Raw genomic sequence first — 16,366 nt, 5'->3', positions numbered from 1 at the left:
ATACCGGTGAGGTTGCCCCGGGGGAACCACGCCATGATTCGATCGTACCGGTTGCGCGCCGCCGTCTGGCTGACTGCCGCGGTCGCGTCGGTGGCAACGCTTATTCCGGCCAACGGCGCCCGGGCGCAGTCCGCAGCTTGCGAGGACGCCGCCGAGATCGCGGTGCTGCCCTCCCCGCTGGCGCCCTGGACCGGCGCGCCCTTGCGCATCATCGTCGCCAGCGAAAAGCCGCTCGATGGCGAGCTCTCGCTGATCGCGCCGAACGGAAAGGTCGCGGTAACTTCGCGCGAGCGGCGTGGCGGGCCGCCTTATTTCTGGCTGGCGGAAGTCGCCACACCCGCCGCCGGCAAATGGCAGGCGCAGCTCACCCGCGCCAATGCTTCGGCCGCATGCCGCACCGTCTCGCGCGAGATCGACGTTGCCGCCAAGCAGCCGCCGCGCCCCTCCGGTTCGAAGACCAGCGTCTGGCCGATCCGCAATTCCTGGAATCGCGAGACCGAAAATCTCTATTCCGCCTGGATCGAGAAGCTGTTCGAGGCGCCGCTGGGCGAGTCGCCGTCATGGCCGGCGCTGCATGTCGTGCTGCGCGATCCCGCGCGCAACGTGCTGCATAATCATCTTGGCCTGCGCGAAGACTCCATAAACCTCTACATCCGGCCGGACTGCGCCGACCTGCCGTATTTCCTGCGCGCCTATTTCGCCTTCAAGATGGGCCTGCCTTACGGCTATGCGAAATGCACGCGCGGCGGCGGTGGCAACGCGCCACGCTGTCCGGTCTGGTGGAATATCGAGAAGGAAGAGCCGCGGCCCGAAGCGCCTGAGGACATCGTCGCCGCCGAGGACGCGCAGGCGTCCGGTGGATCGCCGCAACGGCCAGCCGGCAACCTCTTCGACATCTTCAAGCCGCAACAGCCATCCGCGCAAAAGCCCGAAGGCAAGCCCGCGCAGCAGAAGACCGCGGTGCGCGCGACGCCGGGCTTCGCCGTGCCGCCCCCACCCGGCGGTGCAGCACCTGTTGCAAAACCGGCAGCGCCGGTACGTCCGCCACGGCCGACCTCGCTTGCTCTGGGCTTCGGCCATTACCTGCAATACAGCGTCGCCGACGGCGTTCATTCCGGTGCGGGTCGCACGCTCGCGGCGCATGAAGGCTCCGACTTCTACACCGTGCCGCTGTCGGAAGATCATCTGCGGCCCGGCACCGTCTATGCCGACCCCTACGGGCATCTGCTGATCATCGCCAAGCGCGTGCCGCAGACCGACGGAAATGCCGGCGTATTCCTTGCGGTCGATGCGCAGCCCGACGGCACGGTCGCGCGCAAGCGCTTCTGGCGCGGCAATTTCCTGTTCGCGCAGGAACCGGCGCTCGGCGATGCAGGCTTCAAGCGGTTCCGCCCGATCGTGCGCGACAAGAACGGAAGCCTGCGCCGGCTCACCGTCGCGGAGATTTCCAAGAACCCGAATTATTCGGACTTCTCGCTCGAACAGACAAAGCTGTCGGTCGAGGGCTTCTACGACAAGATGGACGACGTGATGTCGCCCAACCCGCTCGATCCGTTAGGCGCGATGAAAGAGGCGATCACCTCGCTCGACGAGCAGGTGCGAGCCCGCGTCACTTCGGTCGAGAACGGACGCAAGTATCAGCTCAGCGGCAAGGGCGATGCCTCGATGCCGGACGGTGCCGCGATCTTCGAGACCACCGGTGCATGGGAGGACTTCGCCACGCCGTCACGCGACCTACGGCTGCTGATCGCGATGGATGTGGTCCGTAACTTCCCGGACCGCGTCGCGCGCCGTCCCGAACGCTATGCGATGCCGAAGGACAAGAGCCCCGAACAGGTGAAGGCCGAATTGCAGGCGGTGCTGGCGCAGGAATTGTCGGCGCGCAAATTCTCCTATCCGCGCACCGACGGCTCGCAATGGACGCTGTCCCTGAAAGACGTGATCGACCGCGTTACCGATCTCGAGATGGCCTACAACGTCAACGACTGCGTCGAACTGCGCTGGGGCGCCAAAGAGGGCAGCGAGGAATTCGCAACCTGCAAGCGCCGCGCGCCGCAGGGCCAGCGCGCCAAGATGACGGATTATCGTCCGTGGTTCAGCGAACGCAGAAGGCCGCCGCGGACGTGATCGATGACGACTCGGCAGCCCGCCTCACACGCACTCACGAAATCCTCACCGCGCCGGATTTCGCGGTGACAGCACAGGCGCGCTGTCGGGCGCCGGATTGCGGTTTAGATCGGCGATGAGTTGCTTCATCTCGGCGATTTCGCGAACCTGCGCTTCGATGATCTGATCCGCGAGCTTTCTCACTCTCGGATCGCGGATATTCGCCCGCTCGCTGGTCAGCACCGCGATCGAATGATGCGGGATCATCGCCTTCATGTAAGCCACGTCGCCGACCGTGTCCTGGCTGCGAACAAGATACAGCGCGCCGGCAAAGACGACGGCTGCGGCAATCAATATGCCAGCGTTGACGGTCGGATTCCGATACATGCCCCACATGAACCCGAGCATGATCGCGGCCATCGCCGCGCCCATGACCAGCGCCATCCACGTCCGGGTCTGGCTATACCAGACATGATCGAGGGCATAGGTGTTGAGATACATCAGCCCGAACATCACCACGGTCGAAACCGCGATCATGGCTGCAAATTTCGCGTACGACATGGCCGTTCTCCACGTCGTTACAATGAGGACCGGGAGTAGAGGTTCCGGTCGTCGTCTACCACTGGACCGGCGTCAGTTGCGCCGAGCGATGCGTCAACCGACCGGCCACCCGGAATGCAGGCACGACCAGTACGAAAAGTCGGTCGCGGCGACGTGTTACATTCGCATTATGTTGAAGCCTGCGATCCAGCGTTCCGCGCTGGCCGGAGTGCGTGGTTCTTTGAAAGTCTTTCGCACTGCGCAAAACCATGCCGCATTGACCCTTACGCCCCAAAGCGGTAGCCAAAAACCAAACCATAAGGAGAGGAACCCGCCCATGCTCCGTCTGCTTGCCGCAACAGGCATCGTCCTTACGTCGCTCGCCGCCGGCCATGTCCCGGCCCAGGCCCAGCCCCCCGTCAAGGACTGGCCGCAGCGCAACGTCACCATGATCCTGCCACTCGGACCCGGCAGCGGCGTCGATATCACCACCCGCCTGCTTGCCGACAAGCTCGCAGCGAAATGGGGCAAGCCGGTCGTGGTCGAAAACCGGCCCGGCGGCGATGCGATCGTGGCGATCAACGCCTTTGTGTCGGCGAACGACGACCACACCTTCCTGATGGCCCCGACCTCGACCTTCACCGCGCATCCGCTGCTGCACGACAAGCTGCCCTACCAGCAGGACGATCTCGTGCCGATCGCACGCGCGACCAATACCCTGATCGCGATCGGGGTGCCGGCCGACCTCGGCGTCAACACGCTCGCCGACTTCGTGAAGCTCGCCAAGGAAAAGCCCGGCCAGCTTAATTATGCAGGCACCACCGGCGCGGTCGATTTCGTCGTGACCGGCTGGATGAAGGATTCGGGCATCGATGTCGCGAAGATCCCGTACAAGGACGCGGTGCAGGCGCTGAACGATCTCGCCTCGGGGCGCATCCAGATCTATGGCGCGGCCTATGCGATCATGCGGCCGCAGGTCGCGAACGGCAAGGTGAAGGTGCTGGCGCTGATGAACACGCAGCGCGCGCCGGCGCTGGCCGATATTCCGACCGTCAAGGAAGCGGGCTACCCGGCCCTGACGCTCGACGGCCTTGTAGGGCTGTTCGGCTCCAAAAAGATGTCGCCCGAACTGCGCGACAAGATCGCGGCCGACATCACCGAGGCATTGTCCGATCCGGAGGTGGTGAAGAAGCTGACCCCGATGGGCCAGGTGGTGCGGCCAGGACCTGCCAAGGAATTCGCCGCCGAGATCGCCGACCAGAGCAAGGTCATCGCCGAATCCGCGAAGCGCGCGGGCGGGAAGTAACGGCCGGACGACGAAAGATCGGAAGACTGCAGACCATCGCAGATGCTCGGCGCGCGAAGCGCCGGGCAGCGGCCAGATCATGGCCTACAATGCCGATAAAAGGGTCCGGAAACGGACGCGGGAAAGTGGTCGGAGTGGCAGGATTCGAACCTGCGACCCCCTCGTCCCGAACGTGGTGTTTCATTGGGCTTTCCTTGAAATCACGGCGATATTTGTTTCGTTCATTGTTGCTCGTCGCGGTTTGTTCACGGGGTTTCTGTCCCGTTTCTGTCCCGATAGCGCCGCGGCGGCATTGGCCTGGAAGTCCGGATGGTGGTGCCCGTAGACGCGCTCGATCATCTCGGGGCTCATGCCCAGAAGGCCGGCAGCGTCCCAAGTGGAAACACCACGTTGCACGAGCCAAGTCGCCGCGGTGTGGCGGAGAAGGTGCGGCGTGATCGGGTAGCCCTTCTCAACGCCGGACGCTTTGACGGCTGCGGCAAAACCCTTCCTGATCGATTTGAACGGCTTCCCGTTCCACTGAATCACGGCCAGCTTCGATATGCCGAGCCGTTCCCAGCGGCGCAAATGCAGAAGCAGCCTTTCCGAAAGCTTGACTGGCGGCTGTCGCTTTTTTGTAATTCGCGCGCCCTGTGCGCGGCGAAAGAACAGGCCGTTCTCGGTATCGATGTGCCCGCGTCCGATAGCCGGGACGAACGACGCGCCAGCCACAGCTCCGCTGCGGCTGCCCGTGTAGAGGGCAACCAACATAAAGCGAGCGATATGTTTGCCGACATCGCGTTTGGTCTTCTTGTCACGCATGACCTGCTTTGCACGCCATGCCGCCCAAATAATTCGGGCCGCGTCTGATTCGGTCAGAAAACCCTCACGCGCCGGCGCCTTTTTCGGAAGCACTACCGGTACGATTTCAGAGCAATAGCCTTCCTGCCGGTGGTGATTAATCGCGGAGCGCAAATCTTCGAGCTCTCGGCGTGCGGCCGCCTCAGTCACGAGGCGAGGCTTATTTCCCGTGTCTTCCGGCCGCGCGGATTTCCAAGGCTTGTCGACCCGCTGCTTCACGTAGTTTCGGCAAAACTGACCATTCACGTCGGCCAACGTTTTGCCCTCGCAATAGTCGGCGAGCGTCATCACTCGCTGCTTTGTTTCGAGCGGCCTCGCATGGTCCGGTGCCTTGTCTGTCAAATAGATGTTCAGCACGTCTAGGACGAGGATTTCAGACGGATGACGGCCCCGCTCTCGTGGGACTTCGTATTTGCTGGCAAGGTATTCTGCGAGAGCTCGGTCACGCCCTTCGCGGTCTTCTCGAGCGCAGCCCGTGCGGATTTTGCGCGGCCCGTCACGAATGACCCAGGCCCCTTGGCGGATGAGCTTCCCGTCTTTAGATCGCTCTTCGGCCTCGAACCAGAGTCGGACTGGTTTCGCTGGTCGCGGCATAGGGCCCTCATCTCGTTGATTGACCGCAGCGTGACGAAATCTTTGCCTGCGATGCGTTCCATCACCAGCCGGCCGCGGTCACGCTCACGTCGCAAACCAGACGGCGCCATTCCGCCGGAAGGAAACGCCACGCGAATCGCGTCCGCAAGCCGCAGCGGTGTATCGGGACCAATATCGGTTGTGGATAAGTCGTCGGACATGCGGAGAGCCCCAACAGCAGCGGGTCCGCTGAGCGGATCGCTGATTTCGGATGATCTCCCCGGCGCCCCGCATGGGGGACTCTCTGAGCCGGTTCGCTACTTCGCCGCTCGGCGTTGTGGCGTCCTGTCAAGGATGGCCCCACAGCTAAAGCTCTATGGTTTTAACATCTTACCCCGAGAGCGCTTTAGGGGGTTCCGACCGTACTTTTGGCTTGAGCATGCCCTTTTTAGATCGCGCTGTCGTGATGCGCGACGCGGCAACGAATCGCTTCTATAATTTCCTGTCGAGATTTGTCAAGTTTATTGATGATCGCACCATTTCAGCGCTCGGATTTTTGAGATGACAACACTCAAACCCACCGCGGACCCCTCCACGAGCCCACCCAAGTTTGAAGCGGCCGAGGCGCGCTTTGGGCTCACAGGCGCCCCACGGCAAGAGCGTAAATCTTCGGTGTCCGAAATGCCGGCATGCGGGCGCATTCGAGCCGATGCATGGAAGCTCCGATGCCCTCGGCAGCCTGTGAAAACTTCGGCGCATCATAACACCTAACTCGGTGTCTTCGGAACCGGGTGCAGGCCACTCTGCCTTCAGGGTTAGCGAAACTCGCGACGCAAGCAGGGATCTATCTTGGCCGGTGGCTACCACCTTCGGACCCTAGTTTTTTTTATCCGCACGCGCGGAAAATGGCTGCGCAGGCCGGTCCGATCGATCTGTTCGGGATTATTAAGAAGAAGACGCCACCCGTTTTTGCTGTTTTCAAAGACGACACCGTTAGAATTTAAGCGGAACTATTATGTTGCGAATGGTGCTTTTGTTATTGTTCGCTGACCTAAAGCAGCGGTTTTATCGCGCCCTGGAAAGTGCTGTGAAGCGTGTTGACCGGGTCGCGTAGATGCTGATCATGAATCATTGGGAAGAAGCCCAGTGACAGACTATGAGGTCCACGAGCGGCGCTCTAAATGGCGGCAAGAAATTCTGCGAAGGCACACATGCCTGCCGTGAACTTGCGCAAAGGCTGCCCAGCGATCGGATGGAGGACTGACGGCATGCTAAAATGGATTAGAGATATATTCCGTGCCCGCACTCCCGAAGAGCAGCGACAGGCTGAATTCAGCCGACTCTATGACCGCTGGATGGTGAGCTGCCATAAGCGCGGTCTGACACCAAAACAGCAGTCTCACGAATTCCAGTTCCGAGTGGCCTGGGTTCGCTTCAGGCGCCGAGTAACCGAGGCCGCCATCGCCTGGCCGGAGGGCTACCAGCAGAAGATCTCCGACATCGCGCGCGACGAAACCAAAACGCTCGCTCTCTACGACAAGGCGGTGGCAAAGCAATTCCTCAATGTCGTGGAGACCGCCGATCTCTTATCGGAGATCCTCTACCCCGACGGGAAGAAGGCTGTCATGTCTCGCAAAATTGCTATGTACATGCGGCCAATTGAGAATGACTACCTCGACGCGCTGCGGACGAGGTGGTGAGATTCATCCAGGATTGCAAGACGGCGCCCTCCCCCATTTGGACAAAGCGGAGGTCAGTTCCGCAGCGGGAATTTAGCGGCTAGGGACAATAATACGCCGGCCTCCGCGATAAAACCTCCGCACTAAGCTGGCCCACGCGGAGCCCGAAATTCTCTCTCTTGGCCCGCTTCTCTCCAAACCTTCCGACTTTGCGGATTTGGTACGGTTCTCATAAGCGGTTGATTTTGGTGCGCTTTTTGAGAAGGCAGCCTCCGCACTTTGAACGATTTTTTCGTGGGGCGAGAGAATCTGAAAGCGAACCGCGCCTTTGATATTGCAGAGCTTTTAAAGTCGCTCGGTCCGGAGGTGGCTACAGGCTTCGTGCGAACCTAGCACAGATCCCAGTTCAGCAGTCCGCACGAATTCGCGCATACCGCGGTCTAGTGAACCGTCCACGAAAGTCTTGAATTATGTGCGCACTGGAACAAAACAGGAATATCGACTATATTGGATTTATTGCGCCACATTCATTGTCGATGGAGAGGTTTGTCATGACAATGTATCCGTCGCAGTCGGGACTTTTCCAGCACGCTGCGAGATCGACCTTACTCGGGCAGACACCCTCGCCGGTCTATCAATGGGCCTACGTGACAAGGCGCTTCACGCGGCTTGCGAGCAACCTCGCCCTGACCACAGACCAGCTCGCGGACGGACTTACAAAGCACAGCGGGGTGCGCGCCACTCTCAACCGAGCCTATCACGGGCACAGTTCGGAAACCGCAAACAGTTACCTGATCGGTTCGTGGGGTAAGGATACGCGGGTGCGCCCTTCACGCGATATCGACCTTGTTTTTCTGCTGCCGGCCTCCGTGTACGAGCGCTAGTGAAGGACGTTCTCGCGAAAACCTATACCCAGACCACGATGCGAGGAGATGGCCAGGTCGTCATCGTGCCATTCAACACTATACCGATTGAAGTCTGCCCCGGCTTTCGTTGCAACGACGGCAGCGTAATCATTTGCGACACCAATGATGGGGGACGCTACAAGGCTTCCAGTGCAGAGGCCGAGATAATTGAGATCGAGGCCTCGGACTCGCGGCGCTCCAAAAACACGAGGAAGCTGGTGCGCATGGCAAAGTGCTGGCAGCGCGAAAACAATGCGTGGACGCTTAAATCTTTTCAGCTGGAGCGGCTGGCGATCCAGTTCCTTGATCAGTGGGAATACAGCCACCACGACGAGTTCTACCATGACTGGATGGTGAGGGATTTCTTTGCCTTTCTGACAACCCAGGCAAACAGATGGATTGTGATGCCAGGCAACGGCGAAGTTGTAAGCCTCGGCGCCGAATGGCTCTCGCGAGCTCAGAGCGCATAAAGCGTGCCATAGATGCCTGCGAGTACGAGCGCGACAACTATGAGGCCCTGGCAGGAGCGGAATGGCAGAAAATCCTCGGCGCGGCCGTGCCGGTGACAGTGTCATGAGCAACGCCCGAACAGATGCTCTAGTCGATGAGTGCCAGCGGCAGTCCGAAAACTGCGCCTACACCGCAACCAATTTTACAATTTGGTTGCGATGGCTGCGCGGAATCCGGGTTGGGCTGGTCGTCGCACCGGTCATTTTTGGTGCGCTTGCGGCGTGGAGCATGATCGAGGGTCGTGGGCAGCTGCCGTGTTTCTTCTCCTCACAACTGTCATACCGCCGGTTCATCGGGCCTTGGGAATAGATGAGGCTATCTCTGACTATTCGGAGATGGCCGGTGAGTTTACCAATCTGCGCGATCGGTTCCGGCAAGCCGCCTTGATAAGCGGCTTAAAGCCTTTCGATGAATTCGAGGCGGATGCAAAACCTTTGCTCGCGAGGCTGGAGGAAGCCCGCAGAAATCCGTTGACCCCACCACAGTGGTTTTTCACTCTTGCCCGACGGCAGCACAAGGCCGGTCACTACAGCCACGACTACGACCAGCAGAAGAAGCCGGGCTCCACCTAGCTTGTCTCGTGTGCCACTCTATAGGCTAGAAAACGTTTATGAAATCTGAGACCGAGAGTGTTCCGGCGTAACTTTGCGGGTAGGGCCGGAAACCTGTTGGCCGGTCACGTGCGGAATATTCGTCGTGAACACCGGCCCCTGTGACCCGCACAAAAGACTGATTGGGCGCAGTCGCATTGCCCGCTGACGATTCTATAGTAAATCCTCCCGCTGGAGGTGCGTTGAGCCGCGATAGCAGCATATGCGGAAACACACTGCGTATTTGAGGCAAACATATCTTGCACGCCAGCGGATTGGCGCCGCGCATTTTTTCTCCGGGCCCACCGTATCGGATGCGCCACATTATTTCTGCACAACGCGATGGAGTGAACCTTGCGCTCTTGGGATGCAACCCAAATCAGTCGCTCAAGCTTCCCCAGCACAGTACACGCCGTGAAGAGGTCGATGAAGGCTTTCTTGCGCCAAGCTTGAAGCCTAGCGGCCACTTGAAGAAGGTTCTTACCCAAACGTCCACCGGCAGCGCAGCCCTCGCTCCGAAGCACTGCTGTGCGTAAAGCCGGATCACCTATGGTCTCTGGTATGTGTTTCTCAGTTCCGAGTACATTTTCTCACATTTTGCGGGTAACAGGCCGATAGGAGTCCACCCCTTCCTGCGCAGATCGCGCAGCATAAGGAGAGATCGAGCGTTGAGGGACCCGGTTGAAAGCAGTGTAGTTATCTAGGAGAGCCTTTTGCGAAACGCTCGGCCCCGCAGAAGCAAACAGAGCACGTACCGAACCGGTGTCTACCTTTCCGGCATACCCGCCTTCGTCCGCCTGAATGCACTGAATACCTGTCCATCGATCATCACGTCATCGCAATACTTGTTTCCAAAATCGTCGGCTGCCCTCACCAGATCGCCAAATTGCGGGAACAGGTTGGGGGAATCGGATGCATCCTGAAATTCTTCGAACGTCGGCAAGAGCAAGCCGGACGTTGGCCACGATACTGAATGTGCTCGAAAACGAGCTGGGCTATCGTGTCCAGCACGTGTGATCAGTGCAGAAGAAAAACCGCATTCAATTTAGGAAAAACCAGATCGGGGCAACGGGCAGCGTACGATCGTGCAGCCTGTAACGGAAACCGAGTGCGTGCAGGCCGCGACGGACGAGAAGTTCCGGCCGCGTCCAGATGCCCGCCATCAAAAAACGCGCCACTATAACTTATTCAAAAGGCTCATCCCTCACAATGTGAGGCCACCAAGCATTCTGACACTTATAGAACTTGTCTTGTCTCCTTGAGGTGAAAAGCGCTTGGCTATCAAGTCTTGCAAATATGAACCAATCCGCCTCCGCGGAGATAACGCCAAAATCTCCAACAAAGCTAAAAACCGATAGCAACCGACTGTGATCAGGCCCGCAATTACCCAAGCTCTTCGCGATTTGTGTTTGATTACAAGATGAGCTGAGTCGAAAAGCTACCTCGCAATCATTTGTCACCCGGCCATTCACCAAGGACCTGTGATTGAAGACGTAACACCGATCTTCTCCAATGCTTACCAAGAACGTCGATAAAAACCCCAAATTAGCAGGCAATATGAGGTCGTCGAAGAAGATGTCTGTCCGATATTCGAAGCAGGCCCTTTCAACAGCCTCCCAAGGAGGATCTTTCGACCTCAAGTCATTCGGGAGAAAGCTAACAAGGCCCGCAATCTCGTCGTCGCTTTCAATAATCTTCATTGCGCGCTCCAAAACAGATCATCGCGGCAACCTTATTTTAAACCCAGGTAGCCCCGTTGCCGGGAAAAAGCGCGCGGTAATTTCATTGCCGCTGGATTGATAGATTTGCCATCTACTACCATCCCGTTCAAATCGCGCATAGCTTGAGCCGATATTTGTCACCGACCGGCTGAAACCGCTCAGCTGCAGATTCACTTCAAATTGCTGTCTGCAAACATTCGTTGCGAAATTAGGGGGGGCTACTTCCTACATTGGTGATATTGGAGCGAACACTGAAGTTCACCGGACCGTGAAACCGATCGTACGGATTGTATCTGCTGAAAGGGCCCCATGGCCTGGGTACTCTTTGTAATCCCTCAGGATCATCGAACTGCGTCGGTGCCGACAGTGCATACGCATCCAGGCTCGGCCCATCCACGAACCCCAGCGGATCGGGCTGCAGATAGCGCCCCGTGGTCGGGTCGTAGTGCCGGTGCCAGTTGTAGTGCAGCCCGCTTTCTAACAGGAAATACTGCCCAGGAAAGCGAAGGTTGTGGCTAGCGCTGCCGGTGATCGACACCTCGCCCCCGAACGGCCAATACACCGCGTCCCACACCACCGCCTGGGTGCCGTCCGTCATGCGGATCGGCCGATCGACATGGTCGGCATGCACGAACCAGAGCTGCGGATTCGTAGTGGCGACATCGGCCACAACGGCTAGAGGCATGTCGTCCAGCCAAACATACTCGCGCAGGGTCTGACCGATGTCGTTCGCCTCCGCGATCAGATGGCCCTGCAAGTCGTGCACGTAGTGCGTGGTGCCAGCCGGCGTCATGTTCTGCGTCGTGCGGATCGCGAGCCGTTCCAGACCGTCATACACATAATCCGCCGTCACCGTGGCCCCGATCGTGAGCCGGTCGAGCCGACCGCGGTTGTTGTAGCGATAATTGTAAACGGTCCCCACCCGGTCGTCGGCGCTTTGTTGCCGGCACCGTCATGCGTCATCGTGCGCACACGCCCTCGGTGACGGTCGAGAGCTTATTGTTGGTACACGGATAGGCATAGGTCTAGGTTGATTGCCGACGCTGTCATAGCCGTAAGCAAGAGCGCCCCAGATGCCCGCCCGCTGTCTTTGGAATGGCCGCGATCAAGCACCGTCGTTGACGTCCCGGTGTCCTGCGCCTTGAGGGTGTCGACCAAGTAGTCATTCTTGCGATTTGCGCCCTGGACATTTCTTGACTCCATCCGGTACTCTATTTGTCTGGATCGAGTTCGGGATACTTCGCAATCACAGGCATCATTATATCTGTGTAGAGCGCGCCTAGAATTTCTCCTATGGACTTTCTAAAGGCGGTCTTTTCAGACTGGTCTTGTATCGCATCGGAAAGCACAAATATTTGATCCAAATACTTTCCAGCGAGAATAGCAGACTCGATTACCTTTTCTGCGGCTTCTCGTTCCACGGTAAAATCTCCTAGTAGCCAAAGCATCCTTGGGCTGCAGCACATTGCCGTACGCATCTGCGGAGATTTTCGAATCCCCCAGGTCCTCCAGGATTCACGAACAATGAATCAACGCATTTCTGCTTGCAAGCCGCAATTATAGCAGCACAATTCTTACCACCCATGCATTGTTGAGCCGTCGACGTCGGAGGATTAGGGTAGGTGGGGCCTACAAATAATCTCGTCCGGTCTACTCTTATGAGCGGACTTTGTTTTGCATATCCATACAAATCGCTTGCCTCGCCAAACATTGAACCGGTGAACGTTATGAAATCGAGACTTCTGACGGCGGCTGAAGTTCTTAATGTATTTGGCCGAACGCTAATCGGCATTTCTTTCAAACCAAGATTGAGAACGTCAAATGAGCTAATCGGCGAGATACTTGGAGCATTGCCATTTAGATTCGTTTGCGACGCCATGGTAAGCTGAATGGGATCGGGCTGCAGATATCGCCCCGTGGTCGGGTCGTAATGCCGGTGCCAGTTATAGTGAAGCCCGCTCTCGATCAGGAAATACTGCCCGGGAAAACGCAGGTTGTTCGACGCGCTGCCGGTGATCGACACAGTCTGTCCGAACGGCCGATACACTGCGTCCCAGACCACCGCCTGCGCGCCGTCGGTCATACGGACCGGCCGGTCGAGATGGTCCGCATGCACGAACCAAAGCTGCGGCAATGTCGTGTCGACATCCGCCACGACCGCCAGCGGCATCTCGTCGAGCCAGACGTACTCCCGGAGCGTCTGACCGGTGTCGTCCGCCTCCGCGATCAGCCGCCCGCCGAGATCATACACGTAGTGCGTGGTCCGGGCCGGGCTCATGTTCTGGGTGGTGCGGATCGCGAGCCGTTCCAGACCATCATATACATAGTCCGCCGTCACCGTTGAACCGATGGTCAACCGGTCCAATCGTCCGCGATTGTTGTAGCGATAATTGTAGACGGTCCCCACGCGGTCGTCGGCGCTGATATTGCCGGCGCCGTCATGCGTCAGCGTGCGCACATTGGCACCCTTGGTGACGGTCGAGAGCTTGTTATTGGTCGGCGGAGAGGCATACGTCCAGGTCGTCGTGCCGCCCGACGTCAGCGTTTCCGAAGTGCGATTGCCGACGCTGTCATAACCGTAGGCCACCGAACCCCAGATGCCACCCGCGGTCTGCAGACGGTTGGCCGGCGGCGTATAGGCGTAGGTTTCGCTTCGCGCCGGTGTCACGTTGTCGGTAATGCCGGTGAGGTTGATGTCGTCGCCAAAGGAATGGCCACGATCGGGCACGGTTGTTGACGTTCCGGTGTCCTGTGCTTTCAGGGTGTCTATCAGGTAATCCTGCGTCAGCGTCTTCGTGAACACCAGGCCGTTGCCGAAGGGCGATGCGCCCGATCGGGGCTCGTGCGCTGGATCACGTCGTCGAATCCATTGCGCACATAGGTCGTGGCAAGCGAGCGCGGATCGGCATAGGTCGTAATCTGATCCTTGCCATTAAGCGTCAAATTAACCTGAGCGCTCTCTTCGTTGGTTTCGCGGATGAGGCGGCTCAGAGAGTCGAACGCCCACTGATACACGTTTGAGCCGGGGGCGGTGACGGACACGAGATTTGTCGGTCTTATCATAAGCCGAGGTCCAAGTCTGGCTGGCAGAGCCGAGGAACGTCGGGAGCCGACCCAATTCGTCGAAGTCGCAGTCTGCGACAGCAGCGTCGTGTGGGGGGATCAAGCTAGCGGTTTCTCCTGATTTCGCTCCAAGCCTTTCCCTTTTTCAAGTCCAGTATGTCCTGCACGGTTAGCTCCTTATATCTCTGCAGTATGCGCTGATGCAGCCCAAAGCGAGCGTACAGGCGGATAGCCAAAGCATCCCACGACAACTCCGAAGGAAAAAACTCATCAATGTTAAAGTCATCTACTTTGATCTCGGAATTTGGATCAAACTCTCTCCAAAATTCCAACACGTTGTCGCCAGTTATTAGAAGATCATGGAACAGGCGAGTCCCAGAACTAATCTCATCCCGCCACGAAGACGCGGCGTAGCGTCGTAGTAGAATCTTAAGAGCATGGTCTGGATGGTCCATTAGCCAGCATAACACCGTGCAAGTTGATACACATCAAAGATCAAGAGAGCAGATCCGAGACCGGGTGCAATCTTACTAATTGCTCTTCCAGTATATCGCGCAGCGCCGCCCGATGATCCCGCCGCTCTGTCGAAAAGCCATCTGCTAAAGATTGACGTCTTGTCTCCCGATCTCCCTCCGCCTGCTAAGCCCATCCTTGGTTTATCGACGTAAGGACCAAAAAATCCTATCGCGGCTCCGACTGCGGTGTAGCCTCCCGTCGTGGAAGTGCTGTTGCATGTACAATGGGATTCCTTGGCAGCCGTAAAGCCTATGTCAAGAGCTATGCCGACTGCTACGCCCACCAGAATCGGAACGGGGACGAACCGTCCTTCTGGATCAACAAGCTGCGTCGGCGACGAAAACGCATACGCATACAGGCTAGGCCCATCTACGAATCCTAGCGGATCGGGCTGCAGATAGCGCCCTGTGGTCGGGTCGTAGTGCCGATGCCAGTTGAAGTGCAGCCCGCTTTCCAACAGGAAATACTGCCCGGGAAGCGTAGGTTGTTGCTCGCGCTACCGGTGATCGACACGGCGCTCCCGAACGGCCGGTACACTGCTTCCCACACCACCGCCTGAGCGCCGTCGGTCATCCGCACCGGCCGGTCAAGATGGTCGGCATGCACGAACCACAGCTGCGGGCTCATGGTGTCCACATCGGCCACCACCGCAAGCGGCATCTCGTCGAGCCAGACGTACTCCCGAAGCGTCTGACCGGTGACGTCCGCCTCCACGATCAGCCGCCCGTCGAGATCATACACGTAGTGCGTGGTCCCGGCCGGGCTCATGTTCTGTGTGGTGCGGATAGAAAGCCGCTCCAGCCCGTCATAAATGTAGTCCGCGGTGACTGTCGTGCCGATGGTCAGCCGGTCCAGCCGCCCGCGGTTGTTGTAGCGGTAGCTGTAGACCGTCCCCGCCCGGTCGTCAGCGCTGATGTTGCCCGCGCCGTCATGTGTGAGCGTGCGCACATTGCCGCCCTCGGTGACGGTCGAGAGCTTGTTGTTGGTGGGTGGATAGGCATAGGTCCAGGTGGTGGTGGTGCCGGTCGTCAGCGCCTCTGAGGTGCGGTTGCCGACGCTGTCATAGCCGTAGGAAAGCGCGCCCCAGATGCCTCGATCGCGGTTACCTGGACTTCTACAATGGCCGGCGACCGCATTCGAGCCTTGACGGCATGACACCCGATCAAGCCTACTTCAACGCGCTGCCATTCCGCATGGCGGCCTAACCCCGGCAGAGGCTCCACTTATCGACGCGGAAAATCTGTTCAGACAACCGGGACCGGCTCTGACCACCTGCCGGCGCCGGGGCCGGCAGACGAATAAAGCTAATGGCTCCTTTGAGTTGATGTCCGGCACAGCGGGGTTACGTTCTTCGAGTCAGCACACCGCCGTCCAAGCGCGAGCAGTTCCAGATCGCAGCGGCGCTGATGCAAGGTGCCGCTGTCGTCGTGGTCCCCCAGCGCTGCGATACAATCGAGGAATGGCTGGCAGGTTACGGCAGGATAAGTCCTAGCGACCGATCAACATGAGCCAGTAGTATCGGCCTGATTGCGAGACGGCATGGGCAATCGCTTTGCAGCCCGGCAGGCGCATATTGGACGCATGTCGCGGCGACGCCCGCCATTGCTGCAACGGCCGGGACTGGCTGGCATGACCCATCGCAACGTTTTCGGCTCTCGCGCCCTAGGCCGCCCGTTGCTGGAAACCGGCCTGGTCCAGGCGTTCTCGTCTCGCCATGTCACTAGCGTGCGCCTGCGCGAGCTTTTGCAGGTTGGCGCAACTGGAGGCCGAACGAGCCTCGGCGGAACCGACTACGGGGACCGATAAAACGGTTGCGATTGCGGCAATCCTGACCAAACGCTTTGCCGTCAAGCCGCGACCTCTTGGGCCGTGAACCTTGAGTCGGCTAGCAGGAACCTGTGCTTCCTTTCGCAATGGACGCACTCTACGGCCACGATCTTCAGCCGGTTTCGCTGGTAGGTTTCCTCGTCAAGGATGATGCCGCTGTCGAATTCTTGCCGCGCAGTCGGGCAGAAAA

General features: G+C 58.8%; 15 protein-coding genes. 6 read left to right on the top strand and 9 right to left on the bottom strand.

The features are described 5' to 3' along the window. Window positions 1–33 precede the first annotated feature (33 nt). Window positions 34–2,127: a hypothetical protein gene (locus AC5I5I_RS18220; RefSeq protein ID WP_495975346.1), complete on the top strand. Its 2,094-nt coding sequence runs from the start codon at window positions 34–36 to the stop codon at window positions 2,125–2,127. 45 nt (window positions 2,128–2,172) lie between these two features. On the opposite strand, the gene AC5I5I_RS18215 is transcribed toward AC5I5I_RS18220, so the two are convergent. Next, window positions 2,173–2,667, bottom strand: coding sequence for a DUF305 domain-containing protein (locus tag AC5I5I_RS18215; RefSeq protein WP_495975345.1), 495 nt, complete (start codon window positions 2,665–2,667; stop codon window positions 2,173–2,175). A gap of 316 nt (window positions 2,668–2,983) precedes the next feature. Between AC5I5I_RS18215 and AC5I5I_RS18210 the strand changes: the two genes are divergently transcribed. After that, window positions 2,984–3,952 carry a Bug family tripartite tricarboxylate transporter substrate binding protein gene (locus AC5I5I_RS18210; protein ID WP_495975344.1) on the top strand — a complete coding sequence of 323 codons (969 nt, stop codon included), beginning with the start codon at window positions 2,984–2,986 and terminating at the stop codon, window positions 3,950–3,952. Window positions 3,953–4,132: 180 nt separating this feature from the next. Here the strand turns inward: AC5I5I_RS18210 and AC5I5I_RS18205 are convergent, their stop codons facing one another. Both AC5I5I_RS18205 and AC5I5I_RS18200 read right to left on the bottom strand, forming a co-directional pair. Continuing rightward, window positions 4,133–5,149, bottom strand: a complete 1,017-nt coding sequence (locus tag AC5I5I_RS18205; RefSeq protein ID WP_495975343.1) for a site-specific integrase — start codon at window positions 5,147–5,149, stop codon at window positions 4,133–4,135. 2 nt (window positions 5,150–5,151) lie between these two features. Continuing rightward, window positions 5,152–5,586, bottom strand: a complete 435-nt coding sequence (locus tag AC5I5I_RS18200; RefSeq protein WP_495975342.1) for an excisionase — start codon at window positions 5,584–5,586, stop codon at window positions 5,152–5,154. A gap of 1,047 nt (window positions 5,587–6,633) precedes the next feature. Here AC5I5I_RS18200 and AC5I5I_RS18195 point away from each other — a divergent pair. From AC5I5I_RS18195 to AC5I5I_RS18180, 4 genes are all read left to right on the top strand, one after another. Next, window positions 6,634–7,065 (top strand): hypothetical protein, encoded by a 432-nt coding sequence (locus AC5I5I_RS18195; RefSeq protein WP_495975341.1) that lies wholly within the window; start codon window positions 6,634–6,636, stop codon window positions 7,063–7,065. Between the two features lie 530 nt (window positions 7,066–7,595). Beyond that, window positions 7,596–7,928: an SMODS domain-containing nucleotidyltransferase gene (locus tag AC5I5I_RS18190; protein WP_495975340.1), complete on the top strand. Its 333-nt coding sequence runs from the start codon at window positions 7,596–7,598 to the stop codon at window positions 7,926–7,928. Next, window positions 7,928–8,419: an SMODS domain-containing nucleotidyltransferase gene (locus tag AC5I5I_RS18185; protein ID WP_495758562.1), complete on the top strand. Its 492-nt coding sequence runs from the start codon at window positions 7,928–7,930 to the stop codon at window positions 8,417–8,419. The genes AC5I5I_RS18190 and AC5I5I_RS18185 overlap by 1 nt, the downstream gene beginning before the upstream one ends. A gap of 294 nt (window positions 8,420–8,713) precedes the next feature. Next, window positions 8,714–9,031, top strand: coding sequence for a hypothetical protein (locus tag AC5I5I_RS18180; RefSeq protein WP_495758563.1), 318 nt, complete (start codon window positions 8,714–8,716; stop codon window positions 9,029–9,031). A gap of 1,947 nt (window positions 9,032–10,978) precedes the next feature. Here the strand turns inward: AC5I5I_RS18180 and AC5I5I_RS18175 are convergent. The 6 genes from AC5I5I_RS18175 to AC5I5I_RS18150 all read right to left on the bottom strand — a co-directional run bounded on the left by AC5I5I_RS18175 (window position 10,979) and on the right by AC5I5I_RS18150 (window position 15,438). After that, window positions 10,979–11,692, bottom strand: a complete 714-nt coding sequence (locus tag AC5I5I_RS18175) for an RHS repeat-associated core domain-containing protein (RefSeq protein ID WP_495975339.1) — start codon at window positions 11,690–11,692, stop codon at window positions 10,979–10,981. A gap of 289 nt (window positions 11,693–11,981) precedes the next feature. Next, window positions 11,982–12,191, bottom strand: a complete 210-nt coding sequence (locus AC5I5I_RS18170) for a hypothetical protein (protein ID WP_495975338.1) — start codon at window positions 12,189–12,191, stop codon at window positions 11,982–11,984. An 11-nt stretch (window positions 12,192–12,202) separates the two neighbouring features. After that, window positions 12,203–13,573: an RHS repeat domain-containing protein gene (locus tag AC5I5I_RS18165; RefSeq protein WP_495975337.1), complete on the bottom strand. Its 1,371-nt coding sequence runs from the start codon at window positions 13,571–13,573 to the stop codon at window positions 12,203–12,205. Beyond that, window positions 13,555–13,812, bottom strand: a complete 258-nt coding sequence (locus tag AC5I5I_RS18160; protein ID WP_495975336.1) for a hypothetical protein — start codon at window positions 13,810–13,812, stop codon at window positions 13,555–13,557. The genes AC5I5I_RS18165 and AC5I5I_RS18160 overlap by 19 nt, the downstream gene beginning before the upstream one ends. Window positions 13,813–14,287: 475 nt before the next feature. Continuing rightward, on the bottom strand, window positions 14,288–14,806 hold the full coding sequence (locus tag AC5I5I_RS18155) for an RHS repeat-associated core domain-containing protein (protein WP_495975335.1): 519 nt from the start codon (window positions 14,804–14,806) through the stop codon (window positions 14,288–14,290). Continuing rightward, window positions 14,728–15,438, bottom strand: coding sequence for a hypothetical protein (locus AC5I5I_RS18150; RefSeq protein ID WP_495975370.1), 711 nt, complete (start codon window positions 15,436–15,438; stop codon window positions 14,728–14,730). The genes AC5I5I_RS18155 and AC5I5I_RS18150 overlap by 79 nt, the downstream gene beginning before the upstream one ends. Window positions 15,439–16,366 lie beyond the last annotated feature (928 nt).

It is taken from the genome of Pseudorhodoplanes sp. (assembly GCF_059499825.1).
Note: the sequence above shows the minus strand (reverse complement) of the source record. Positions and strands in the feature narration are given on the sequence as shown.

Coding starts and splice junctions, on each gene's coding strand:
- AC5I5I_RS18220 (WP_495975346.1), top strand. CDS start 34: ATGATTCGATCGTACCGGTTGCGCGCCGCCGTCTGGCTGACTGCCGCG.
- AC5I5I_RS18215 (WP_495975345.1), bottom strand. CDS start 2,667: ATGTCGTACGCGAAATTTGCAGCCATGATCGCGGTTTCGACCGTGGTG.
- AC5I5I_RS18210 (WP_495975344.1), top strand. CDS start 2,984: ATGCTCCGTCTGCTTGCCGCAACAGGCATCGTCCTTACGTCGCTCGCC.
- AC5I5I_RS18200 (WP_495975342.1), bottom strand. CDS start 5,586: ATGTCCGACGACTTATCCACAACCGATATTGGTCCCGATACACCGCTG.
- AC5I5I_RS18195 (WP_495975341.1), top strand. CDS start 6,634: ATGCTAAAATGGATTAGAGATATATTCCGTGCCCGCACTCCCGAAGAG.
- AC5I5I_RS18190 (WP_495975340.1), top strand. CDS start 7,596: ATGACAATGTATCCGTCGCAGTCGGGACTTTTCCAGCACGCTGCGAGA.